Genomic DNA, 23716 nt, shown 5'->3' with positions numbered 1-23716 from the left:
CCCCCCGGAGGGTTCACATGGCTACCACCGCAGTCAGCCGCAGAGGATTCCTGGCCGGTGTCGGAGGCCTCGGTGCCGCCGCTCTCCTCGCGAGCTGCGCGACCGGGAGCGACTCCAGCGGCGGTGGCAGTTCGAGCACGCTGACGCTCCAGAACTCGCAGTCCGACGCGGACCCCAAGGCCGCCCTGACGCAGGTCGTCGACGGCTACACGAAGCAGAAGGTCACGCTCAACACGATCGCGATCGAGACGTTCCGCGCGCAGCTGCCGACGTACCTCAACTCGGCGAACCCGCCGGACGTGCTGACCTGGTACGCCGGGTCGGTCGCCCGCGACTACGCGAGCAAGGGCTTCCTGCTCGACGTCTCCTCGATGTGGACCGGCGACGGCGCCTGCGCCAAGTTCTCGCCCGCGCTCAAAGAACTCTCCACCGCCGCCGACGGCAAGCAGATCTTCGTGCCGACGAACTACTACTGGTGGGGCGTCTTCTACCGCAAGTCCGCGTTCGCCGAGTGGGGCGTGCAGGTGCCGACCACGTGGGACGAGTTCATCGCGGTCTGCAAGACGATCAAGAGCAAAGGCGTCTACCCGCTGACGATGGGCACCGGTTCGACGGCCTGGATGGCGTCCGGCTGGTTCGACTACCTCAACCTGCGGATCAACGGCGCGACGTTCCACCGCGAGCTCCTCGCCGGGAAGCACTCGTTCGACTCGCCCGAGGTCAAGCAGGTCATGGACCACTACCGGCAGCTGATCGAGTACCTCGACCCCAAGGGCCGCTCGTACTCCTACCAGGACGCGATCACCCCGCTGGTGAACAAGAAGGCCGGCATGTACCTGATCGGCGCGTTCCTCACCAGCTCGGTGCCGCAGGACACCGTCGACGACATCGACTTCTTCCGGGTGCCGGCGATCAACACGTCGGTGCCGGTGGCCGAGGAGGCGCCGACCGACGGCTACTTCGCGGCCGCGAAGACCCGCAACAAGTCCGGCACGCTGGACCTGCTGGCCTACCTGGCCGGCGCGAAGCAGCAGCAGCAATTCATCGAGCGGGCGAAGTCGTCGAACCTGCCGACCTCGACCGAGGTCGACACCAGCAAGTTCTCGCCGCTCGTGCAGAAGGGCATCACGCACCTGAACGAGACGAAGGAGATCACCCAGTTCTTCAACCGGGACTCCAGCGACGAACTGCAGACCACCGCCGACACCGCGCTGACGAAGTTCCTCGACAAGCCCGGTGACGTCAACGCGATCCTGGCCGAGTGGCAGGCGTCGGCGAAGAAGGTCCTGGGGTCGTGACGGCGGTAGCGGTCCGCCGGCGCCCGCGCCGGATCCCGGCCGTCGTCTGGGTGTTCCTCGCCGTCCCGGCGGTGGTCGAGATCGGGATGGTGTTCTGGCCGGCGCTCAACAGCTTCTACCTGTCGTTCACCACCTGGAACGGGCTGGGCGCGGCCCAGCCGGTCGGCCTGGACAACTACACCCAGCTGTTCGGCGACGACGTGTTCACCGGCGCGCTGAAGAACAACGTGATCTGGGCGGTCGGCTTCGGCGGGCTCTCGGTGCTGGGCGGGCTGGCCCTGGCCCTGGCGCTGAACCGGCCGCGGCGCGGCGTCGGGCTCTACCGCAGCGCGATCTACCTGCCGATGGTGTTCTCGCTCGCGGTGACCGGCCTGTTCTGGCGGGTGCAGTACCAGCCCGACGGGTCGATCAACACGCTGCTCGGTTCCGTCGGGCTCGGCTCGTGGGAGAAACAGTGGCTGGCGAACCCCGACACCGCCCTGTACGCGGTGCTGGTCGCCGCGGTCTGGCGGCAGGTCGGGTACGTGATGGTGCTCTACCTGGCCGGCTTGAAAGGCACCGACCCGACGCTGGACGACGCCTCCGCCGTGGACGGCGCGACCGCGTGGCAGCGGTTCCGGTTCGTCACCTGGCCGCAGCTGCGGGGCGTCAACACCGTCGTGTTCGCGGTGACGGTCATCGACTCGCTGCGGACGTTCGACATCGTCTGGGCGATGACCGGGGGCGGCCCATACCACTCGTCGGAGCTGCTCAGCACGTACATGTTCCAGCAGGGCTTCAAGTTCCTGAACCTCGGCTACGCGTCCGCGATCGCCGTGGTGATCTTCGTGCTGGCCCTGGTCTTCATCATCACGTACCTGGTCCGCGCGACGCGTGAGGAGGCCGCGGCATGACCGCCACCCTGGTGGCCGCGCCGGCCTCGCCGGCGGCGGCCGAGCCCGCTCCGCGCCGCCGACGCCGGCGCGGATGGCTCTTCCACGCGGTGATGGCCCCGATCACGCTGCTGTGGATCGCGCCGATGGTGTTCGTCCTCGTCCTGGCGCTGCGGACGTTCGACGACATCGCCGCGCACGGCACCGCCGCGCTGCCGCACAGCTTCTCGCTGGACGGTTTCGGGACCGCGCTGGGCACCGGCGGGATGACCCGCTCGCTCTGGACGAGCATCAAGATCACGGTGCCCGCGGTCGTGCTCACGCTGTGGCTGGCGTCGATGGCCGCGTACGCGCTGAGCCGGTACGCGATCCCCGGACGGCGGGCGATCCTGCTGACGATGCTGGCGGGCAACCTGCTGCCACCGCAGATCCTGCTGATCCCGGTCTCCCGCATCACCGAGTCGATCGGCCTCTACGACACGCTGACCGGGCTGGTGCTGATCCACGTCGGATTCGGCCTCGGGTTCTACACGTTCGTGCTGTACGGGTTCATGCGGTCGCTGCCGGGTGAGCTCACCGAGGCGGCCCGCATCGACGGGGCCGGGCCGGTGCAGATCTACGCGCGGATCGTGATGCCGCTCTGCCGCCCGTCGCTGGCCGCGCTGGCGGCCCTGGCCACGACCTGGATCTTCAACGACCTGATCTGGGCCATCACCGTGCTGCGCACCGAGGCGAAACTGCCGGTCACGGCGGCGCTGCTCAACCTCCAGGGCGGTTACGTGAGCCAGTGGAACGTCGTCGCGGCGGCGTCCGTGCTGGCCGCCGTGCCGACCGCGATCGTGTTCTTCACGTTCCAGAGGCACTTCGTGTCCGGTCTGCTGGTAGGGGCGAACAAATGACGCTGGCCCTCACGCTGTGGGACTTCACCTGGTACACCCGCACCGGGCCGGGGGAGCCGTTCGCGGACCTGGACGCGGCGTTCGCGGCCGCCGTCGACCGCGGCTACAACACCGTGCGGATCTGCGCGATGCCGTTCCTGCTGTTCCGGTCCGGTCTGGACACGTCCGCGCTGACGTTCACGTCGTTCGGCGGCGAGTACGGCCAGCGCACCCGCTGGTACGACGTGAAAGCCACCACCACGCTGGACGGCCGCGCGCACCTGCTGGCGTTCTTCCGGGCCGCGGCCCGCCACGACGTGCGGGTCATCGTGTCGAGCTGGGAATACCAGCAGAGCCCGTCGTTCGCCGGTGATCCCTCGTGGCACCGCGCGCTGCGGGCCGTCCCGGTCGCCGACCGGCCGTCGGCCCTGGCCGACGCCCACGCCGACCTGATCGACCTGCTGCGCGCCGAGGGCCTGGACGATCGGGTCGCGTTCATCGAACTGCACAACGAGGTCCAGTACAGCGGGCTCACCGAGGGCGGGACGTTCGGGTCGCTGCTCGGGATCCGCGACGCCCTGGAACGGGGCATCACCCGGTTCAAGGAACGCCAGCCGGCCGTCCCGTGCACGGTCAACATCGCCCACGTGCCGATCGAGCAGCTCCGCGGTGTCCCGCGCAACATCGAGGTCGCGGTCTTCCACCCCTACGTCTACGGGGTGCTCGGCCAACTGGTCGACGAGTTCGCGCTGCGGGACGTGTCCCGGCCGTATCCGCAGGAGCGGGCCTACGCCGAACTGCTCCGCGCGGGGGCGCCCCCGCTGGAGGAGTGGCAGCCCGCGCCCGGCCGCCGGTGGTCGCTCGAGGCCACGGTCATGCAGCCGCGCGAGCTCTACACCCACGACTGGTGCGATCCGGACAAGTGGGACCGCTGGCTCTACGACCGGTACGGCGAGCACCGGGTCGCGATGCGCGCCGTGCTGGACCTCTGGCTGGACGCCGCGGCCGACCTGGCGCGGTCCCGGGACGTCCCGCTGGTCTTCGGCGAGGGCTGGGTCGGCTACACCCCGCTGCACGGCACGTTCGAGGAGGGCCCGGTCGGCGCGGAGATCTGCGCCCACGCCGTCCGCCGCAGCCGCGAGCTCGGTGCCCTCGGCACGATCGTCTGTTCCAACGCCGCCCCGCAGCACCCGATGTGGAACGACGTGTCGTTGCAGCGCCGGCTCAACGCGGAATTCCTGGCATGAGCCGCTGGACGCTCACCGGGGCCACCACGGAGTACACGGTGACCGCGTCCCGCGAGTGGCTCGAGCTGCACTCCTGGGGCCCGCACGGGATCTCCCGGGGACCGTCGCCGCTCGCGTGGCACGGCAGGCTCCAGTACCTGACGCCCGGCGACGTCGCCCCGGTCGAGTACGCCACCGACGGGCTGCGCCCGTTCCTCGGCGCCGACCTGCACGCGTCCGGCCTGCGCTGGGAGTTCGTCTCCGCCGAGTCCGGCGACGGCCTGCGGGTCACGTTCGCGGACACGCTGACCGGCCTGCGGTCGCAGCAGTGCTACCGGTTCGCGCCCGGGACCGACGTCGTCGAGCGGTGGGTCACGCTGCACCACGACGGGACCGCACCGGTGGCGCTGTCCGCGTTCGGGTCGGCCGGTTTCCCGGTGCCGACGCCGCACGGCGCCCGCCTGCACTACCTGCACGGCCAGTGGGCACAGGAGTTCACCGCGGCGACGCTCGACCTGCCGCGCGGGCGGTTCGCGATCGGCAGCGCCCAGGGCGTCACCGGTCACCAGTTCTCGCCCTACCTGGCCGTGCAGGACCGCCTCGACGACGCCGCCACCTGGGGCGTCCAGATCGCCTGGAGCGGGTCGTGGGAGATCACGGCCGAGGCCGACGCGGCCGGTACCACCCGCGTGCGGGCCGGCCGCCGGCTGTCCGACGGGCCGATCACGCTCGCACCCGGCGAGACCCTCACCTCCCCGGTGGCCGCGGGCGCGTTCAGCGGTGAGGGCATCGACGGCCTCGCCCGGGCCTGGCACGACCACGAGCGCCGCGCGGCGCGCCCCGGACCGGCGACGGTCGTCTACAACTCCTGGGAAGCGACGACGTTCGACGTGACCGCCGCCGGCCAGCTGGCGCTCGCGGACGTCGCCGCGGACCTCGGCGTGGAGACGTTCGTCGTGGACGACGGATGGTTCACCGGGCGCACCGACGACACCGGCGGCCTCGGCGACTGGTCGCCGGACCCGGCGAAGTTCCCGGACGGCTTCGGCGCGTTCGTCGAGGCGGTACGGGCCAAGGGCCTGGGTTTCGGGCTCTGGGTGGAGCCCGAGATGGTGAACCCGGCGTCGGCGCTCTACGCGGAGCACCCGGACTGGGTGTACCGGATCGACGGACGCCCGCAGACCACGATCCGCCACCAGTACCTGCTCGACCTCGGGCGCCCCGACGTGGAGGAGTTCGTCCGGTCCACGCTCGGCTCGCTGCTCTCGTCCTACCCGATCGACTACCTCAAGTGGGACTTCAACCGGCCGCGGACCGAGGCGGAGTCGCCGTCGGCCGACGGCCGGCACGTGGCCGCGCTGTACCGGATCCTGGACCACCTGCGCTCCGCGCATCCGGGCGTGCGGGTCGAGGGCTGCGCGGCCGGCGGAGCGCGGGCCGACCTCGCGATGGCGGCCCGGACCGACGTGCTGTGGCCGTCGGACAACACCGCGCCGATGGACCGGCTGCGGATCCAGCACGGGTTCCTCGCCGCGCACGCGCCGCACCTGATGAGCTCGTGGGTCACCGACGCCCCCGGGCTGTTCGACACCCGGCCGCGGTCGCTGGACTTCCGGTTCGTGCTCGCCTGCGCCGGGGTGCTGGGAATCGGGGCCGACATCGCCTCGTGGTCACCGTCGCAGCGCGACACCGCCCGGCGGTGGATCGCCCGCTACCTCGGCGTCCGCGACGTGATCACCGGCGGCACCGTGCACCGGATCGGGTCACCGGACGCCGACCGGTGCGCCGTGCAGTACACGCTGGGGCCGCGCACGGTGGTGCTGGCCTGGAACACCGGCCGCTCGGACGGGTTCGGCGCGGTGCCCGGCCGCGACGTGCGGCTCCCGCTGCGCGGCCTGCGCGCCGGCGCGATCTATCGTGACGGCGACGCCGAGTACTCGGGGGCGCACCTGACCACGGCCGGGCTGCCGGTCCGGTGGGACCGGGAGCGCGACGCGGCGATGATCGTCCTTTCGGAGGAGCGCACATGACCGGGCTGGTCGTCGGCACGTACACCGCGGACATGGGCGGCGCCGGAGACGGATTGCTGATGCTGCCCGGCGGCCGGACCGTGGCGACCCCGTCCCCGTCCTACGTGATCGCGTCCGGCCCCGTCCTGTACGCGGTGAACGAGGGCGCGGGCACGGTGTCGTCGTTCGCCGCCGACGACCTGCGGCCGCTGTCGACCGCCTCGACCGGCGGCACCTGGCCGTGCCACCTCGCGCTGATCGACGGCTACCTGCTCGCGGCGAACTACGGGTCGGGCAGCGTGTCGGTGCATCCGGTGACCGGCGGGGTGATCGGATCCTCCACCGACCTGGTGCGGCACTCCGGCGCCGGGCCGGACGCCGGACGCCAGGAGGGCCCGCACACGCACCAGATCGTGCCCGGGGCCGACGGCGTGGTCACGGTCGTCGACCTGGGCACCGACCGGCTCGTCGACTACCGGCTCGAGGACGGCCGGCTGCGGCGGCTGGGGGAGACGGCCCTGCCGCCCGGCTCCGGCCCGCGGCACGTCGTGACGCACCCGAACGGACGCCGGTACGTCGCGGCCGAGCTCGGCTCCGCGCTGCTGACCGTGGCCGGCGGGGAGGTCGTCGCGTCGGTGCCGGCGACCGCGTCCGACGGCCACAACCAGCCGAGCGGCCTCGTCCGCTCCGGCGACCACCTCTATCTCGCGAACCGGGGCGCGGACACGATCGCCGCGTTCCGGGTCGACGCGTCCGGCGCCGCGGTGCCGCTGGCCGAGGTGCCCTGCGGGGGCGCGTGGCCCCGCGACCTCGCGCTGTTCGACGGCGGCCTGGTGGTGGCCAACGAACGCTCCCACACGCTGACGTACTTCCGCCTCGACGACGGTGTCCCGGTGCCGTCCGGAGAGCCCACCGCGGTAGGGTCCCCGACCTGCGTCCTCCCGCTCTGAGCGGCCGGCTGGCTAGTCTCGAGGCGGTGCGCACCTTTTACCCTCCTCTGGACCCCCGCCGGACCGGCCTGCTCGACGTCGGCGACGGCCACTCGATCTACTGGGAGGAGTGCGGCGCGCCCGGTGGCAAGCCGGTCGTGTTCCTGCACGGCGGCCCCGGCGGCGGGTGCTCGCCGGACCACCGGCGGCTGTTCGACCCCGAGCACTACCGGATCATCCTGTTCGACCAGCGCGGGTGCGGGCGCAGCGTCCCGCACGTCAGCGAGCCCGACGCCGACCTCGGTGCCAACACCACGTGGCACCTGGTCGCCGACATCGAGCGGCTGCGCGAGCACCTCGGCGTCGACCGCTGGCAGGTGTTCGGCGGGTCCTGGGGCTCCACCCTCGCGCTCGCCTACGCCGAGACGCACCCGGCCCGGGTGACCGAGCTGGTGCTGCGCGGCATCTTCACGCTGCGCCGGAGCGAGATCGACTGGTTCTACGAAGGACCCGCGGCCACGCTGGTGCCCGACCTGTGGGAGCCCTACGCCGCCGCGGCGCCGGGCGCGGTCCCGGGCCGGTTCGTCGAGACCTACGGGCGGTTGCTCTCCGACCCCGATCCCGCCGTCCACGGGCCCGCGGCGGTGGCCTGGTCGACGTGGGAGGCGAGCAACCTGACGCTGCTGCCCCGCCCGGAGCTCGTGCGGCGCTACCAGGACCCCCGGTACGCGACCGCGTTCGCCCGGATCGAGAACCACTACTTCCGCCACGGCGGCTGGTTCACCGAGGGCCAGTTGATCGCCGACGCCGGCCGGCTCGCGGACGTCCCGACGGTGATCGTGCAGGGCCGCTACGACCTCTGCACGCCGATCGTCACCGCTTGGGATCTGCACCGGGCCCTGCCGGAAGCGACGTTCGTGGTGGTCGGCGACGCCGGGCACGCGTTCGACGAGCCGGGCATCCTCGACGCGCTGATCACCGCGACCGACGGCTTCCGGACCGGTCCCGCGCCCGGCTTCCGGGCCGGTCCGCGGCCGGGTGACCGGCGGGGGATCGGGCCGCCGGGAGGGGCGGCGGCGGTTGTTAGGCTCCCGCGGTGACCCTTGTTCTCAGCGACCCCGTCAAGGCGTTCCTGGCCCAGCCGAAACCGGCCGTCATGGCGACGCTGGCGAAGGACGGGCGCCCGGTGGCCGTCACGACCTGGTTCCTGCTCGAAGACGACGGCCGGATCCTGCTCAACCTCGACGCCCGGCGGGTGCGGCTCGCTCACCTGCGGCGTGACCCGCGCTTCGCGCTGGACGTGCTGGACTTCCCGGACTGGGGATCGCACGTCGCGCTGCAACTGGTCGTCTCCGCGCTGACCGACGACGCCGACCTGGCCGACATCGACGCGCTGGCGACGCACTACACCGGTTCGCGCTACCCCGACCGGGAGCGTCCCCGGGTCAGCGTCCGGGGCGAGATCACGAGCGTGCACGGCTGGGGCGCGTACGGGGGCTGACGTCCACCCGCCCGAACGCGCACCCAATTCACGACGTGAGGACCGTGCTCACGACGTGAGGACGACGATCTTGCCGGCGGCGGTGTTGTCCTCCAGGGCCTGGTGGGCCTCGCGGATCCGGTCCATCCGGTAGGTGCGGACCGGGCCCAGTCCGAACGTCCCTCCGGCGAGGTCGTCGAGTGCGCGCTGCAGCACCGGGGCCGGCAGGTCGGAGGCGTCGCCGGCGTAGGCGGACAGCCGCACGCCGCGCGGCAGGTAGTCGATCGGGTAGAAGTCCGGGACCGTCCACCGGTTGGAGAGCATGCCGGCGAAACACACCGTGCCGTGCACGCGGGTGGCGGCCAGGGTGTCGGGCAGCGTCGGCGTCCCGACCAGCTCGAGCGCCGCGTCGACGCCGTCCGGGACGATCCCGCGCACCTGCCGGGTGACGTCGCCGTCGTCGAGGATCGGATGGTCGACGCCGTGCGAGGCCAGGACGCCGAGCCGGTCGCGCTGACGGGTCGTGGCCAGCACGGTGGCGCCGAGATCGCGGGCCAGCGCCGCGGTCGCGAAGCCGAGCGCCGACGTGCCGCCCCGGATCAGCAGCGTCTGGCCTTTCCGCAGGTTCAGTCCGACGGTCAGGGAGCCGTACGCGGTCTGCAGGGTCTCCGGGACGGCGCCGAGGACGTCCCACGGCAGCGCGGACTCGAACGGGACGACCTGGCTGCGGGGCACGACCGTGTACTCGGCGTAGCCGCCGTCGTAGGTGCGGCCCATGCCGCCCATCAGCGCGGCGACCTGCCGGCCGGGCCGCAGGTCGCTGCCGGGCGCGGCGTCGACCACCCCGACGGCCTCGATGCCGGGCACGATCGGGAGCCGCGCCCCGTCCGCGTAGCCGAGCCGCAGGTGCAGTTCGGAGCGGTTGAGGCCGAACGCCCGCACCGCGATCCGGACGTGTCCCGGAGCGACCGGTGGGATCGGCAGGTCCCGGAGTTCGAGGTGGTCCACCGGGCCGGGCTCGGTGAGCACGACCGCGCGCATCGTCGTCGTCATGACTGGCACAAGCGCGTTCCGTGGAAGGATATTCCGGGGAATGGACCTTGTCGGTGTCGCTCGTGGGGCGGGCCGGTGACGTCCGGCGGTCGGGGCTTTCGGGGTTTGTGCCAGAATTCCTGGCGTGGCGAGCCGGTCGTGTCCCTGCGCGACGCCCCCGATGGCGGCCTCACCTCTGGTCACCGGCGTTACCGCGTCGACCGTCACGGCTGCTGTTGTGCCGTCGGGCCGGACAAGCGGGGCGGCCGGCGTCGGAGCCGCGGACCCGGCGGTGGCGTCCCCGGGGCCCGGGCCGGTCGACGGGGGATGCCGGTGTCACGCGGCCGGGGTCGCCGGCCGGGCGGCGGATCGGTTCGCTCGCTGATGGCGGGGCTCTCGCGGCGGGTGGCCGACGTCGCCGGGCGGACGCTGGCCACCCGCAAGGTCGTGACGCCGATCGACGTCGTCGTGGGCCTGCGCTGGGTGAAGAGCGCGCAGGTCGACACGTGGAAACAAGGGCGGGTCGGCGCCCTGGAGGACACGACGGCGGTCGACGCCGCGAAGCTCGTGGACGCGGTGACCGCGCTGCGCGAATGGGCGCAGCGCAGCGGCCTGTCACCGGCGGACGCCACCTACACGGCCGCGAGCCGGGACCGCCGCACGCTGCGGTTCACGCGCGACGGCAGCGACGCGGTCGAGCAGGCGTTCCGGGTGCAGTGGCTGGCGCCGGGTCTCACCGAGGCCCGCCGGGCGACGCTCACCGAACGGGCCCGGGCCGCGCCCGACCTCGTCGCCCACGTCGCCGACGAGCCCCGGACCTGCACGGGCTGCGGCGGCCCGGCGGGGTTCTTCGTGACCGAGGGGGACGACACGCTGTGCCTGGCCTGCGCCGACCTGGATCACCTCGCGTACCTGCCCGCCGGGAACGCCGCGCTGTCCCGGCGGGCTAAGAAGGAGAGCGGGCTCTCGGCCGTCGTGGTGACGTTCAACCGGCGCCGGAAGCGCTACGAGCGGCAGGGGATCCTGGTAGAGGAGGCGGCGCTCGGCCGCGCCGAGGAGCAGTGCTTCGCCGACTCCGAGGTCCGGGAGCGCCGCCGTGAGCGCGACGAGGTGCGGCGCGCGGCCGCGGACGAGACGTACACCGCGGTGATGGCGGACGAGATCCGGCGGCTGTTCCCGGGATGCCCGCCGGAGCGGGCCACGCTGATCGCCCGGCACGCCGGAGAGCGCAGCAGCGGCCGGGTCGGGCGCTCGGCCGCCGCGAAGGTCTTCGATCCGCAGGCGGTGACGCTCGCGGTCGTCGCGTCCGTACGCCACCTCGACACCGACTACGACTCGCTGCTGATGGCGGGCGTGCCCCGCCGCGAGGCCCGCGACCGGATCCGCTCCCGGATCGAGCGCGTCCTCACGTCCTGGCGGGCCTGAGGCTCCCCGCCGCCGGCGCCGATTGACTCAGCTGCCCCGGCCCGCCGCCGACAGGGGGGAGAGCGGAGGAGGCGGGCGCATGGACGGGCGGATGGTGTCCCGCCTGCGAGGGATCTTCCTGGTCTGGGCACTGTGCAGCACCGGCGTGAGCATCGCCGCGGTGCTGACGTCCGACGCCGGCAGCGACGCGGGCCGGGCCGCACTCGCGACCGCGCTCGCGATGCTGGCCTGCTACTGGCTCCTCGGCTGGCTGCGCGGCGGCTTCGCCCCCGGGCTCGAGCTGATCGAGTGGCTGATCGTCGCCGCGCCGGGCCTGGTCCTGGACAGCGTCGCCGACAGCGGCGCGTACTTCGGCGCACTGCTGTTCCGCAGTTTCTACGGCTCGGCCCGGGAACTCCGGGTCCGGCTCGTGCTGGCCCAGCTCGTGCCGGGCGTCCGGCTGGCCGCGGGACTGTCCGGCCTCGGGCCGCCCGACCCGGCCCAGCTCGGCGCCGCGATCGTGTTCGGCCTGGTCGCGCCGCTGCTCATGCGGATGCTGCGCGGAATCGCGGAGCAGAACGACCGGCTGCTCGCCCGGGAGCGGCTGCAGCTCGCCGGTTCCGAACGCCTCGCGGCGGCCGCCGACCGCGACGCGCTCTCCGAGGTCGCCGTGCAGACCGCGGCCGGCCTCGCCGACACCACCGGCGACCGCCGGGTCCTGTTCGCGCTCTACGACGACGGCGACCGGCTTCCGCGGGCGACCGGCTCGCACGGCCCCCTCCGGGTCGTCGCCGGGCACGGCACCCCGCCCGCGGACGTCGGGCGCCTGGTTCACCTCGACGCGCTCCGGCCGGCCCTGCGCGCCCGGCTGGCCCCGCCCCACCCGGCCTACCTGACCCCGGAGGAGATCGGCGAGATCCGGGACGTCACCGGCGCCCCGCACGCATCCGGCGGGCTGCTCGTCGTGCCGGTCAGCGCCGGTGGGCGCTACCGGGGGGTGTTCGGCATCTCCGGCGACGCCCGCCTGCCCGCCGACACCCGGACCAGCCTCGCGACCTGGGGTTCCCGGGTCGCCGAAGCCCTGTACCGGCTCGACCTGAACGCCGAGCTGACGTTCCGCGCCTACCACGACCCGCTCACCGCGCTGGCCAACCGGGCCCTGCTGGAGGAGCGGCTGGAGGAGGCGCTGCTGCGCCCGGACGCGGCCGCGCGGCCCGGGCGGGCGCCCGCCGTGCCCGGCTCGGTCGCCCTCCTGCTCCTCGACCTCGACGGGTTCAAACAGGTCAACGACGTCCACGGGCACCCCGCCGGTGACGAGTTGCTGCGCCGGATCGCCGGGCGCCTGCGGTCCTGCGTCCGGGACACCGACACGGTCGCGCGGCTCGGCGGCGACGAGTTCGCGATCCTGCTCACCGGCGTCGACGACCAGACACTGGTCGAGGCGACCGCCGACCGGGTCGTCGCGTCGATCGGCGCTCCGGTCGAGGTCGAGGGCCAGGCCGTGACGGTCGGCGTGAGCGTCGGCGTGGCGGTCGCCGAACCCGGCGGCCCGGTGGGCGTCCGCGACCTCATCCGCGCCGGTGACCAGGCCATGTACCACCGCAAGAGCACCCGCGCCGGCGGCTGGACCCGCTACGAGGCCCCGCTGACCGCGTAGGCCCCGCTGACCGCGTGGTCCTCGCTGACCGGGTGGTCCCCGCCGGGTGCGGGCGTCCGGACGGATCTGCGGTAGCGGCCGGGCGACACCCCCACGGTGCGGGCGAACGCGTGGCTGAACGAGCTCTCCGACGCGTAACCGAGTTCCGACGCCAGCGCCGCCACCGTCGTGTCGGTCTCCCGCAGCGCCCGCTCGGCCAGCCGGATCCGCCACCGCGTCAGGTAGGCGACCGGCGGCTGCCCCGACACCTGCTTGAACCGGGTCGCGAACCGGCTCCGCGACATCGCCGACGCCCGGGCCAGCTCGTCCAGCCCCCAGGCCCGGCCCGGGTCGGTGTGCATCAGCGTCAGCGCGGGCCGCAGGTCCGGGTCGGCGAGCACGGTCAGCCACCCCGGCCGGGACGAACTCCCGTGTTCCAGCACCGCCCGCAACACCTGGAGCAGCAGCAACTGCGCGTACTGATCGGCCGCGAAGTTCGACCCCGGCCGGGGCGCCGACCGCTCCTCCAGCAACTGCTCCAGCAGCCGCATCACCTCGTCGGCCTCGGCTGATTCACCGGCCAGCACGGTGAGCCTCGGCAGGACCGACAGCAAGAGTTCGTCGCCGCTGCGATCCAGGTCGATGTGCCCGCCGATCGCGACAACCGCCTGCTCCGTCTCGTCGGCCCGGTCGTTTCGGTCGTGCGGGGCGCCGAAACGGTCCAGCGGGCCGGGGCCCGGCCGGAGCGCCTCCGGCTCCTCAACCGGCGGGATCGCCGGATCGCTGCAGAGGACGAACGACTCGACGCGGTTGAACGTCGCGACGTTGCCTTTCGTCAGCAACCGCGGCGGACGTCCGGCCGCGAGCAGCCAGCACCGACCGCGGACGAGACCCTTCAGCTTCAGCGCGGCGCTCGGCCGGAAGCGGACCGACCAGTCGCCGGACGCGATGAACCCGCCCGTGATGACGCAGCGGGCACGGACGAGCGCGAGCGCATCGGAGAGGGGATCAGCGGTCACGCCGGAACTCTCGCGCAATTCCACGGGACTATCAAGCATTCATAGTCTCGCCGTAACGGGTAATGCTCTTCATGTCAGTACCTCGAGAGAGTGGGGAACATGGAGTACCGCCAACTGGGCACCTCGGGCCTGCGGGTCTCGACGATGACGATGGGCACGATGACGTTCGGCGGTTCCGGGAACTTCGCCAACGTCGGCACCACCGACGTGCAGACCGCCCAGCGGCAGCTCGACCTCTGCCGCGACCACGGCGTGAACCTCGTCGACACCGCGGATGTGTACTCGGCCGGGGCGTCCGAGGAAATCGTCGGGGAAGCCCTCCGGGACAGCCGGGACGACTGGCTGGTCGCCACGAAGGTCCGGTTCCCGATGGCCGAGGGCCCGAACGACGCGGGCCTGTCGCGGCACCACGTGCTGCGCGCCGCCGAGGCCAGCCTCCGCCGGTTGAAGACCGACTACATCGACCTGTACCAGGTCCACGAGTGGGACGGTCACACCCGCCTGGAGGAGACGCTCGGCGCGCTCGAGACGCTCGTCCAGCAGGGCAAGGTCCGCTACGTCGGGGTCAGCAACTACGCCGGCTGGCAGCTGCTGAAGGCCCTCGGGGTCGCCGAGCGCGAGCGGCTGCCGCGCTTCTCGAGCGAACAGATCTACTACTCGCTGCAGTGCCGGGACGCCGAGAACGAACTGCTTCCCGCGGCCGTCGACCAGGGCCTCGGCGTGCTGGTCTGGAGCCCGCTGGCCGGCGGCCTGCTGTCGGGCAAGTTCAGCCGCGGCGCGGACGGCCAGGTCGAGGGCCCGGCCGGGACCCGGCAGCTCACCGAGTGGAGCGAGCCGCCGATCGACGCGCCCGACCGGCTGTTCGCGACGATCGACCTGCTGCGCAAGATCGCCGACGGGCACGGGGCGTCCCCGGCGCGGGTCGCGCTGGCCTGGCTGCTCACCCGTCCGGCGGTGACGTCGCTGATCGTCGGCGCGCGCACCGAGGAGCAGCTGGCCGACAACCTGGCCGCGGCGTCGCTGACGCTGAGCGCGGAGGAGGTGGCGCAGCTCGAGGAGGTCAGCCGCCCGCCGCTGCTCTACCCGTACTGGCACCAGCGGGCGACTGCGTCGGAGCGCCTCAGCGCCGCCGACCGCGTCCTGCTCGACCCGTACCTGTAGATCCCGTGGGCCGGGCCCTGGGCGCGCTCACCGGGCTCGCGCTCGGTGACGCGCTCGGGATGCCGACGCAGAACCTGCCCCGGTCCGCGATCCGCGCCCGGTACGGCGACGTCCTCGACGCTCTGCACCCCGGTCCGCCGGAGAACGAGATCAGCCGCGGGCTGCCGGCCGGGCGGGTCACCGACGACACCGACCAGGCGGTGATCCTCGGTTCGCTGTTCGTCTCCGGCGACGGGTCCGTCGACCCGCTCCGGTTCGCCGAGGCGCTCCTCGCCTGGGAGGACCGGATGCGACGGGCCGGGTCGCTGGACCTGCTCGGCCCGTCGACGCGCCGGGCGCTGGTGTCGCTCTCCTCCGGTGTGCCACCGGAGGAGACCGGCCGCACCGGCGACACCAACGGTGCCGCGATGCGGATCGCGCCGGTCGGCGTCGGCGTGCCCCCCGAACCGCTGTCGCGCCTGGTGGACGCCGTCGAGCAGGCGAGCCGCGCGACCCACCACACCGGAATCGCGATCGCCGGTGCGGCGGCGATCGCGGCCGCGGTGAGCGCGGGAATCGCCGGGTCCGCGCTGCCGGAGTCGCTGGACCTGGCCGTGGCCGCGGCCCGCCTGGGCGCGTCCCGCGGCTCCTACGCCCCCGGCGCCGACGTGGCCGACCGCATCGTCTGGGCCCGCGGCCTGGTCGCCGGCCGGGCGGACGCGCCGGACCTGATCGCCCGGCTCGTCGGCACCGGGCTCGCCACTCAGGAGGCGGTTCCGGCGGCCCTCGCGGTGGCCTCCCTGCACCCCGGCCATCTGTGGGACGCCTGCCGGCACGCGGCCTCGCTCGGCGGCGACACCGACACGATCGCGGCGATGGCCGGTGCCGTCGTCGGTGCCCACGCGGGCCTCGGCTCGGTCCCGCCGCCGATCCTCGACCGGCTCGCGGCGGCCAACCCGGACCTGGCCCTGACCACGCTCGCCGACGGTCTGCTCGCGGTGCGTAGCCGCCGCACGGCGCGGATCTGACCCGGGGAGTGCCACCGGGCGACGGCTCGGTGAACATCGGGTCCGGCGGCCGGGAACGCGCGTCCGGCGTGCTGCAATTCGCCGGTGACGACTGAGGACCCGCCGATGTGGTTCACGCCCGCCTCCGCGGCCGACGACCGCGCCCGCGCCTGGCTGGCCACGGACCCGCCGCCGGTCGCGGTCGCGCTGCTCGCCGGCGGCCCGGAGCGCGCCGCGGGTGGCGTGGGCCTCGGGGGCGCCGGGGGTGCCGGGGTGCGGGCGGCCGTGGCGCGGAGCGCCGAGGTACGGGCGGCGTGGGGCGAATTGCGCCGCGCGGGCCTGCTGACCCGGCGCCTGCGCTACCGGGCGTCGCACCGCGGCCCGGGGTCGACGCTGGTCGTGCTCGGGACCGTCGCGCTCTCGTCCGTGCTGCTGGGCGGGCTGGCGGTCGTCGTCTTCGACGCGCTGGCGCACCGGACCGCGTCGGGCGCGCTGGCCGCGGGCACCGCCTGCCTGGCGTTACTGGTGGGCGGCACCGCGGCGCTGACGATGCTGACGCAGTGGCTGTCCGAGGTCGTGCCGACCACCCGGAGCGGGGTGCGCGACCCGCGGACGCCGGCCGGGCACCGCGCGCTGGAGTTGCTGTCCGCCCGCGAAGGGCACTACCGCACGGCCCTGAACGACGGCGGTCCGCTGGGCGCGCCGACGTCCTGGAGCTCCTACCGCTGGCGCGCCGGGCGCGGCCGGGTGACGCTCCGCGAGCCCGGCGACGGCTGAGTACCGGCCCCGGCGGGGCTGCTGCGGCGAGGGTTGCCTCGACAAGGGTGTGGGCCGGGCCGAGGATGGCGTGATGCAGCTTTCGGAGGCCGAGGCCCGGCGGCGGCTGACCGGCGCGCGGGTCGTCCGGCTGGCGACGGCGGACGCCGACGGAGTGCCGCACGTGGTGCCGGCCACGTTCGCGGTGCGCGGCGACGCGATCGTGATCGCGGTCGACGCGAAACCGAAGCGCCATACCAACCTCAGGCGGCTGCGCAACGTCGCGGCGAACCCGCACGTCTCGGTGCTGGCCGACCACTACGACGACGACTGGGCCCGGCTCTGGTGGGCGCGCGCCGACGGCACCGCCCGGGTGGTGGACGCCGCGGCTGCCGGTGACGGCCTCGACGGGCTCGTCGCGAAGTATCCGCAGTACCGGGCGCAGCGTCCGGACGGCCCGGTCATCGAGATCGGCGTCACCCGGTGGAGCGGCTGGTCCTTCACCGGGATTGTTGACTGATCAACTATTGTTGCGGGCGTCATGACGAAAAAGATCGGGTTCCTCAGCTTCGGGCACTGGCGTGACGTCACCGGGTCGCAGACCCGGTCGGCCGCCGACGCCCTGCACCAGACCATCGACCTCGCCCAGGCCGCCGAAGACATCGGCATCGACGGCGCGTTCGTCCGGGTCCACCACTTCGAGCGTCAGCTGGCGTCGCCGTTCCCGCTGCTCGCGGCCATCGCCGCCCGCACGTCGGCGATCGAGATGGGCACCGGCGTGATCGACATGCGGTACGAGAACCCCCTGTACCTGGCCGAGGAAGCCGCCGCGACCGACCTGATCAGCCGCGGACGCCTCCAGCTCGGCGTCAGCCGGGGCTCACCGGAGACCGCACTGAACGGCGCCGAGTCGTTCGGCTACCGCGCCCCCGAGGGGACGACGACGGCCGACCTCGCCCGCTCGAAGACCGAACTGTTCCTGGCCGCGATCCAGGGCGCGGCGGTCGCGACCACCGACCCGGCCCGCTCCGGCGTCCGGGCCGGGCTGCCGATCCAGCCTCGCTCCGAGGGCCTCGCCGACCGCGTCTGGTGGGGCGCGGGCAGCCGCGCGACCGCGGTCTGGGCGGCGTCGCTCGGGATGAACCTGCAGAGCTCGACGCTGCTGACCGAAGACACCGGGGTGCCGTTCGACCAGCTCCAGGCCGAGCAGATCCGCCAGTACCGCGAGGCGTGGGACGGGCACGGCTGGGACCGTCCGCCGCTGGTGTCGGTGTCGCGCAGCGTGCTGCCGATCACCGAGGACATCGACCGGACGTACTTCGGCGACTCCGGTGACGGCGACCAGGTCGGTGTCCTCGACGGCGTCCGGGCCCGCTTCGGCCGCACGTACGCGGGCGAGCCGGACGTGATCGCCGCCGACCTGGCCCAGGACCAGGCCGTCCAGGAGGCCGACTACGTCCTGTTCACGGTGCCGAACCAGCTCGGCGTCGCCTACAACGCCCGGATGCTGGCGACGATCGCCGAGCACGTCGCGCCCGCGATCGGCTGGAAACCCGCCGCTAGCTGAGCGCGGCCGCGACCTTCCCGGCGGCGTCGGTCAGCCGTCGGCCGATCCGTTCGACGTCCACGTCGTCGTCGACATACACGACGGCCAGGGCCGCACGGGCCCGGCCGTCCGGACCGCGCACCGGGGCGGCGACCGAACTCAACCCCCGGATCACCTCGCCGTGCGACGTGGCCCAGCCGGCCCGGCGGGCCTCGGCCAGCTCCGGACGGTCCGACGGCGACGGCGGGTCGGGCACGAGCAGCGCCAGGCCCGGCGCGCCGCGATCGACCGGATGACGGGTCCCGGGCCGGTAGGCGACGTGCGCGGCCGTGTCCTGAGGCTCGACGCTGGTGACGGTGACCGCCTCGTCGCCGGCCCGCACGACGACGAACGCGGTCATGCCCAGCTCGGCGGCGAGCGCGTCGAGCTGGGGGAGCGCCGCGGTCCGCAGGTCGTTGCGGACGCCCCGGGCGAGCCCGGCGATACCGGTGCCGGGCCGGTACCGCCCGGCCGGGTCGCGCTCGACCAGGCGGTGGTCCTCCAGCGTCCGCAGCAGCCGGTAGACGATCGACCGGTGCACGCCGAGGTGGGCGCAGAGGTCGGCGATCGGCGCCGGGGTCCCGACCTGGACCAGGTACTCCAGGAGGCGGATGCCCCGGTCCAGCGTCTGCGACGCCGGCGCGCTCTCCTCGGCCATCGGGACATTCGCTCCTCTCGTCATGCCGCCGCCCGCGCGGGACGGTTATCCGCTGCGGGCACCTGAGCCTCACCGCCGAGTGGAGGTCGAGACTCTGGCTCGTGGATCGTCACTTCTCCGGGCCCCGGCCGGACCAGGACCAGGCGTAGCGGCCGTCGTCGGCGGCCAGCCCGGCCTCCCCGAGGTCCAGCGGGCGGAACGTGTCGACCATCACCGCGGTCTCGTCGAAGAACTCCGCGCCCAGACTGCTCTCGACCGCCCCCGGCTGCGGGCCGTGCGAGTGCCCGCCGGGGTGCAGGGAGATCGAGCCCCGGCCGATGCCGGAACCCTTGCGCGCCTCGTAGTCACCGTCGACGTAGAACATGACCTCGTCCGAGTCGACGTTCGCGTGGTAGTACGGCACCGGGATCGCCAGCGGGTGGTAGTCGACCTTGCGCGGCACGAAGTTGCAGATCACGAAGTTGTTCCCCTCGAAGACCTGGTGCACCGGCGGCGGCTGGTGGACCCGGCCGGTGATCGGCTCGAAGTCCGCGACGTTGAACGCGTACGGGTACAGGCACCCGTCCCACCCGACGACGTCGAACGGGTGCCGCGGCACCACGTGGATCGTGCCGCCGCCACGGTGCCGGACGTACACCTCGACGTCGGTGCCGTCCTCGACCAGCGGGCTCACCGGCCCGCGCAGGTCGCGCTCGCAGTACGGGGCGTGCTCCAGGAACTGCCCGTGCGTCGACCGGTAGCGCTTCGGCGGTGTGATGTGCGAGGACGCCTCGATCGCGTACGTGCGCAGCGGCTCGTCACCGGACGGCACCCAGCGGTGCGTCGTCGCGCGCGGCAGGACCACGTAGTCCCCGGCACCGACGGCCAGCGCACCGAACACGGTCTCGACGACCGCCGCGCCCCGCTCGACGAACACGCACTCGTCGCCCACGGCGTTGCGGTAGTACGGCGACGGGACGCCGGACACCGCGTAGGAGATCCGCACGTCGGCGTTGCCGAGCACCAGCCTGCGGCCGGTGACCGCGTCGGCGTCCGGCGCGAACGCCAGCTCGTGCAGCCTCAGGTGCCGCGGCACCAGCGGGATGTTCGGCGTCAGCTCCGGCCCGGGCGGCGTCCACGGGCGGGCGTCGACGATCGCCGACGGGATCCCGGCGTGGTAGAGCAGCGACGAGTCCGACGAGAAGCCCTCCTCGCCCATGAGTTCCTCGGCGTACAGGCCCCCGTCGGGACGGCGGTGCTGGGTGTGCCGCTTCGGCGGGACGCTGCCCACCTGCCGGTAGTAGGTCATCCGAACCTCCTCGAAACCGGGCGACGGCCTCCCAGAAGCCGCGCGATGGCCGGCGCGACGTCGCCGGCCCGGGTGAGCACGGCGGCGACGTGGGCGTCCGGGCGCAGCACCCAGTACTCGTCGTCGCGTGCCCCCAGCGCCTCCCGCAGCGTCGGCGTCGGATCGAGGACGTCGAAGCGGTAGGCCTCGACGTCCGGGACGTCGGTGGCGGTGCCGCGCAGGACCGTCACTCCTTCGCGGGCCAGCTGTCGCAGGCGGGTGACGTCCGGACGGCCGGGGACGGTCACCGGGCAGTCCGGGACGAGGATCCCGGGAGCGGGGACCGGCACGTCCCCGCGCGTCGGGCGGCCGGGGAACGGACGCCGCTCGTCCGGGGTGGTGAGCGGGGAGTCGACGTACCAGAACGGCTCCGCGAGCCGTCCGGAGTCGACCTGGGCACGGGCCGCCGGATCGGTGACCGCGCGGCGCAGGATCTCCCGGCGGTGCCGGGCCTCCGTGTCGGTGCCGGGCACCAGGAAGCGCATCGTCGCGCCGGTGACCTCCAGGTTCTCGAGAGCCGCCGCGTGCCGTTCGTCGTGATACGAATCCAGAAGGCCGTCCGGGGCGGTGTCGCGGGCCACGTAGGCGATCTTCCAGGCGGCGTTCTCCGCGTCGAGCACCCCGGAGTTCAGGCCGCGCGCGCCGAACGGCGACACCAGGTGCGCGCCGTCGCCGGCCAGCAGCACCCGGCCGATCCGCATCCGGTCGGCGACCCGCGACGAGAACCGGTACACCGATCTCCACACGAGCTCGTACGGCCGGTCGCCGATCACCTGCCGGACCCGCCGGTCCAGCCCGCCCGACGCCTCCTCCGCGTCCAGGTCGAAATCCGGAGGAACCTGCCAGTCGATCCGGTACGTCGAGTCCGGGCAGGGGTGGATCAGCACCTGACGGCCCGGATTCCACACCGGGTCGAAGTAGAACCGCCGCTCGGTCTCCCAGCCCGGGAGGTCGGTCCGCAGGTCACAGATCAGAAAGCAGTCGTCGAAGGACTCGCCGTCGAACGTGACGCCCAGTTCCCGGCGGACGACGTCCCCGCGGGCGCCGGGGGCGGCGACCACGTAGTCGGCGCGTAGGTCCTGGCCGGTGCCGGTGGTCAGCGTGACCCCGTCGTCGTCCTGGTCGAGCCCGGTGACGCGGTGCCCCCAGCGGACGTCGATCAGGGGCTGGTCCGCGATCGCGGCGTCCAGAAGGGTCTCGGTTTCGCACTGGGAGACGTTGACGAACGGCGGGAACACCGACCGGCCCCGGTCGGCGAAGCCGACGCTGAACAACTCCCGGTCTCGGTGGAACGTGCGGGCCATGGTCCAGGTGACGCCCCGGTCGGCGACGGCCCGGCCGACGCCGACGGAGTCCCAGACGTCCAGCACGTCGCGCTGCTGGCAGATGGCCTTGCTGCCCACGGCGTCGCGTCCCGGGCGTCCGTCCAGGACGACGACCGGCAGGCCCCAGCGGGCCAGCAGCAGCGCCGCGGTCTGGCCGACGGGACCGGCGCCGATGACCGCGATCATGCGCCTTGGAGTTCGTCCCAGACCTCGCGGTCGCGCGCGGCGGTCCAGATCACCGGGCGCTCGATGCCGTCGAGTTCGTCCCAGAGGCGCTGGACGTCGAACGGGAGGCAGTGCTCGAAGATCGGCCAACGGCCGTAGGCCGGGGCCAGGGCTTCGTGGGTCGCCGCGAAGGCGGCCTTGACGCCGGCGCCGGCGCGGTGGGCGTCGCCGACCGTGCGCTGCATGGTGAGCAGGAAGTCGCGGGTCTGCTCGATCGCCGCCCGGGTCCCGGAGTGGTCGCGGGTGATCGCGCCGCGGCCACCGACGAGTTGCCGGGCGCCGAGGGCCTTGACCGCGTCGAGGGTGCCGGACGCCCAGTCGAAGTGGAACGCGTCGCCGGTGTAGAGCGCGGCCTGGGACTCGACCAGGTCGCCGGCGAAGAGGATTTCGGGGCGGGGGAGCCAGGCGACGATGTCGCCCTCGGTGTGGCCCCGGCCGAGGTACCTGAGCTCCAGGGAGCCCCGATCGCCGCCCAGATCGATCGTCATCGTGTCGGTGAACGTGACGGTCGGCCAGGTAAGGCCGGGGATCGAGTCGGGTTCCTCGAAGAGGCGCGGCATGCGTCCGAACTCGCTCTCCCAGTCCTGCTGACCGCGCTCGGCGATCAGCGCCCTGGTGGGCCTGGAGCTGACGATGACCTCGGCGTCGAACGCGCTCGCGCCCAGGACGCGGACCGCGTGGTAGTGGGAGAGCACCAGGTACCGGACCGGTTTGTCGGTGTGCTCGCGCAGCCGGGCGAGCCAGCGGCGGGCCGCGACCGGCGTGGCGAGGGCCTCGAAGCAGACGAGGAAGTCCTCGCCCTCGATCGCCCCGACGTTCGGGTCGCCGTCGGCGGTCAGGGCGTAGACGCCGTCGGCGAGCACTTCCAGGGTCTGTTCCTTGACGCCGAGGTCGGCGGAGGACGCGAACGGCTTCGTCGCCATGTGGCGGCTCCTGTTCGATAATAGAACACGGTGTTCCGCTATCGAGATGGACGTTACGAGCGGGGGGATTCGCGGGCAAGGGGGAGGGCACGAAAGGGGGGCGCCCGGGTCCGGGGGCGGGGTTTCGTGGGGGTGCTTTCCGTGGTGCGGGGGCCTTGCGTCGCGGGGAGCTCCCGCCGGAACACCGGACGCGCTTCGACCGGTCGCCTCGCGCGGTGACGAGGACGTGGCGTCTGTTCCGGTTCCGGCAGGTCAGGGGCTGAGCGGTGTTACCGGTCGGCCCAGAAACCGATGCCGTCGAGGTGCGCCTTGAGCTGCTCGGCGCCGTCGGCGAAGTGGCGGGTCATGACGTCGGTCGCCCGGGCGCCGTCGCGCGCGGCGAACGCGGCGATCAGCTCGTCGTGCGCGGTGACCATTGACGTCTGCCAGTCCTGGTCGGACGAGTAGAGCCGGGCCGGGGTGTATCGGGTAGCGGTGTGCAGGAACCAGGAGAGCTTGCGGGCGTTCGCGATCCGGTTGAGTGTGCGGTGGAAGTCGAACTCGCGCTGCTCGACGTCGGCGGGGTCGGTCACGCCGCGCAGGGCCTCGTGCTGGGCGCGCAGGTCGTCGAGTTCGTCGTCGCTGATCTGGGAGGCCGCGCGGCCGGCGAGCCGGCCGGCGACGTGCGCTTGTAGGGCGAAGATGTCCTCGACGTCCTGGCGGGAGAGCGGCGCGACCCGGTAGCCGCGGCGGTGCTCCAGCTCGACCATGTCCTCGCCGCGGAGCGTCAGCAGCGCTTCCCGGACCGGGGTGATGCTGACGCCGAGGGTGGCCGCGACGTCCTCGAGCCGGATGAACTCTCCGGGGCGGAGCTCGCCGGACATGATCAGGTCACGGAGGTAGACCACGACCTCCTCGGACAGCTGGGGTCGGGCCAGCGGGGTCGGGCGCCCGGCGGCACGGCTCCGCCCCGGTGAGCCGGCGGGGGCGGGCCTCGTCATAGGGATC

The 23716-nt window shown here is 73.4% G+C and carries 22 protein-coding genes; 15 read left to right on the top strand and 7 right to left on the bottom strand.

Annotation, left to right across the window (positions count from 1 at the left end):
• The first annotated feature begins 17 nt into the window (after positions 1–17).
• From ACIBZJ_RS01985 to ACIBZJ_RS01950, 8 genes are read left to right on the top strand one after another with little or no spacing between them, the layout of a single operon-like run.
• Positions 18–1298: an ABC transporter substrate-binding protein gene (locus ACIBZJ_RS01985; protein ID WP_395924444.1), complete on the top strand. Its 1281-nt coding sequence runs from the start codon at positions 18–20 to the stop codon at positions 1296–1298.
• Positions 1295–2191 carry a carbohydrate ABC transporter permease gene (locus tag ACIBZJ_RS01980; protein WP_395924442.1) on the top strand — a complete coding sequence of 299 codons (897 nt, stop codon included), beginning with the start codon at positions 1295–1297 and terminating at the stop codon, positions 2189–2191. The genes ACIBZJ_RS01985 and ACIBZJ_RS01980 overlap by 4 nt, the downstream gene beginning before the upstream one ends.
• Positions 2188–3069, top strand: coding sequence for a carbohydrate ABC transporter permease (locus ACIBZJ_RS01975; protein WP_395924440.1), 882 nt, complete (start codon positions 2188–2190; stop codon positions 3067–3069). The genes ACIBZJ_RS01980 and ACIBZJ_RS01975 overlap by 4 nt, the downstream gene beginning before the upstream one ends.
• The gene (locus ACIBZJ_RS01970) at positions 3066–4295 is read left to right on the top strand and encodes a cellulase-like family protein (RefSeq protein WP_395924438.1); all 1230 of its coding nucleotides are present in this window, start codon (positions 3066–3068) and stop codon (positions 4293–4295) included. The genes ACIBZJ_RS01975 and ACIBZJ_RS01970 overlap by 4 nt, the downstream gene beginning before the upstream one ends.
• The gene (locus ACIBZJ_RS01965) at positions 4292–6304 is read left to right on the top strand and encodes an alpha-galactosidase (protein WP_395924436.1); all 2013 of its coding nucleotides are present in this window, start codon (positions 4292–4294) and stop codon (positions 6302–6304) included. Before ACIBZJ_RS01970 ends, ACIBZJ_RS01965 begins: the two co-directional genes overlap by 4 nt.
• Positions 6301–7233 carry a lactonase family protein gene (locus ACIBZJ_RS01960; RefSeq protein ID WP_395924434.1) on the top strand — a complete coding sequence of 311 codons (933 nt, stop codon included), beginning with the start codon at positions 6301–6303 and terminating at the stop codon, positions 7231–7233. Before ACIBZJ_RS01965 ends, ACIBZJ_RS01960 begins: the two co-directional genes overlap by 4 nt.
• A 26-nt stretch (positions 7234–7259) precedes the next feature.
• Positions 7260–8312 (top strand): prolyl aminopeptidase, encoded by a 1053-nt coding sequence (gene pip, locus ACIBZJ_RS01955; protein ID WP_395924432.1) that lies wholly within the window; start codon positions 7260–7262, stop codon positions 8310–8312.
• Positions 8309–8713, top strand: a complete 405-nt coding sequence (locus tag ACIBZJ_RS01950; RefSeq protein WP_395924430.1) for a pyridoxamine 5'-phosphate oxidase family protein — start codon at positions 8309–8311, stop codon at positions 8711–8713. Before pip ends, ACIBZJ_RS01950 begins: the two co-directional genes overlap by 4 nt.
• A 48-nt stretch (positions 8714–8761) precedes the next feature.
• Here the strand turns inward: ACIBZJ_RS01950 and ACIBZJ_RS01945 are convergent, their stop codons facing one another.
• Positions 8762–9733, bottom strand: a complete 972-nt coding sequence (locus ACIBZJ_RS01945; protein ID WP_395925978.1) for an alcohol dehydrogenase catalytic domain-containing protein — start codon at positions 9731–9733, stop codon at positions 8762–8764.
• A 375-nt stretch (positions 9734–10108) separates the two neighbouring features.
• Here ACIBZJ_RS01945 and ACIBZJ_RS01940 point away from each other — a divergent pair, with 375 nt between their 5' ends.
• Both ACIBZJ_RS01940 and ACIBZJ_RS01935 read left to right on the top strand, forming a co-directional pair.
• Entirely contained in the window at positions 10109–11149 is a 1041-nt protein-coding gene (locus ACIBZJ_RS01940) for a DUF2293 domain-containing protein (protein ID WP_395924428.1), read from the top strand.
• A gap of 79 nt (positions 11150–11228) precedes the next feature.
• Positions 11229–12785 (top strand): diguanylate cyclase domain-containing protein, encoded by a 1557-nt coding sequence (locus ACIBZJ_RS01935; RefSeq protein ID WP_395924426.1) that lies wholly within the window; start codon positions 11229–11231, stop codon positions 12783–12785.
• Here the strand turns inward: ACIBZJ_RS01935 and ACIBZJ_RS01930 are convergent.
• Positions 12761–13783, bottom strand: coding sequence for an AraC family transcriptional regulator (locus ACIBZJ_RS01930; RefSeq protein ID WP_395924425.1), 1023 nt, complete (start codon positions 13781–13783; stop codon positions 12761–12763). The genes ACIBZJ_RS01935 and ACIBZJ_RS01930 overlap by 25 nt on opposite strands.
• A 99-nt stretch (positions 13784–13882) precedes the next feature.
• On the opposite strand from ACIBZJ_RS01930, the gene ACIBZJ_RS01925 reads away from it, so the two are divergent.
• From ACIBZJ_RS01925 to ACIBZJ_RS01905, 5 genes are all read left to right on the top strand, one after another.
• Positions 13883–14944, top strand: a complete 1062-nt coding sequence (locus ACIBZJ_RS01925) for an aldo/keto reductase (RefSeq protein WP_395924423.1) — start codon at positions 13883–13885, stop codon at positions 14942–14944.
• Positions 14945–14949: 5 nt separating this feature from the next.
• The gene (locus tag ACIBZJ_RS01920; RefSeq protein ID WP_395924421.1) at positions 14950–15951 is read left to right on the top strand and encodes an ADP-ribosylglycohydrolase family protein; all 1002 of its coding nucleotides are present in this window, start codon (positions 14950–14952) and stop codon (positions 15949–15951) included.
• Between the two features lie 84 nt (positions 15952–16035).
• A complete protein-coding gene (locus ACIBZJ_RS01915; protein WP_395924419.1) occupies positions 16036–16707 on the top strand; it encodes a hypothetical protein in 672 nt (223 codons plus the stop codon).
• A 73-nt stretch (positions 16708–16780) separates the two neighbouring features.
• Positions 16781–17206 (top strand): TIGR03668 family PPOX class F420-dependent oxidoreductase, encoded by a 426-nt coding sequence (locus ACIBZJ_RS01910; protein WP_395924417.1) that lies wholly within the window; start codon positions 16781–16783, stop codon positions 17204–17206.
• Between the two features lie 21 nt (positions 17207–17227).
• The gene (locus tag ACIBZJ_RS01905) at positions 17228–18253 is read left to right on the top strand and encodes an LLM class flavin-dependent oxidoreductase (RefSeq protein WP_395924415.1); all 1026 of its coding nucleotides are present in this window, start codon (positions 17228–17230) and stop codon (positions 18251–18253) included.
• Here ACIBZJ_RS01905 and ACIBZJ_RS01900 read toward each other — a convergent pair.
• The 5 genes from ACIBZJ_RS01900 to ACIBZJ_RS01880 form a co-directional block, all read right to left on the bottom strand.
• Positions 18246–18929 (bottom strand): IclR family transcriptional regulator, encoded by a 684-nt coding sequence (locus tag ACIBZJ_RS01900; protein WP_395924413.1) that lies wholly within the window; start codon positions 18927–18929, stop codon positions 18246–18248. The genes ACIBZJ_RS01905 and ACIBZJ_RS01900 overlap by 8 nt on opposite strands.
• A 109-nt stretch (positions 18930–19038) precedes the next feature.
• Positions 19039–20217, bottom strand: a complete 1179-nt coding sequence (locus tag ACIBZJ_RS01895; protein ID WP_395924411.1) for a homogentisate 1,2-dioxygenase — start codon at positions 20215–20217, stop codon at positions 19039–19041.
• Entirely contained in the window at positions 20214–21767 is a 1554-nt protein-coding gene (locus ACIBZJ_RS01890) for an FAD-dependent monooxygenase (protein ID WP_395924409.1), read from the bottom strand. Before ACIBZJ_RS01890 ends, ACIBZJ_RS01895 begins: the two co-directional genes overlap by 4 nt.
• Positions 21764–22729: an MBL fold metallo-hydrolase gene (locus ACIBZJ_RS01885; RefSeq protein WP_395924407.1), complete on the bottom strand. Its 966-nt coding sequence runs from the start codon at positions 22727–22729 to the stop codon at positions 21764–21766. Before ACIBZJ_RS01885 ends, ACIBZJ_RS01890 begins: the two co-directional genes overlap by 4 nt.
• 269 nt (positions 22730–22998) lie before the next feature.
• Entirely contained in the window at positions 22999–23709 is a 711-nt protein-coding gene (locus ACIBZJ_RS01880) for a GntR family transcriptional regulator (RefSeq protein WP_395924405.1), read from the bottom strand.
• Positions 23710–23716 lie beyond the last annotated feature (7 nt).

Source organism: Cryptosporangium sp. NPDC051539 (assembly GCF_044454545.1).
Lineage (GTDB): Bacteria > Actinomycetota > Actinomycetes > Mycobacteriales > Cryptosporangiaceae > Cryptosporangium.
Note: the sequence above shows the minus strand (reverse complement) of the source record. Positions and strands in the feature narration are given on the sequence as shown.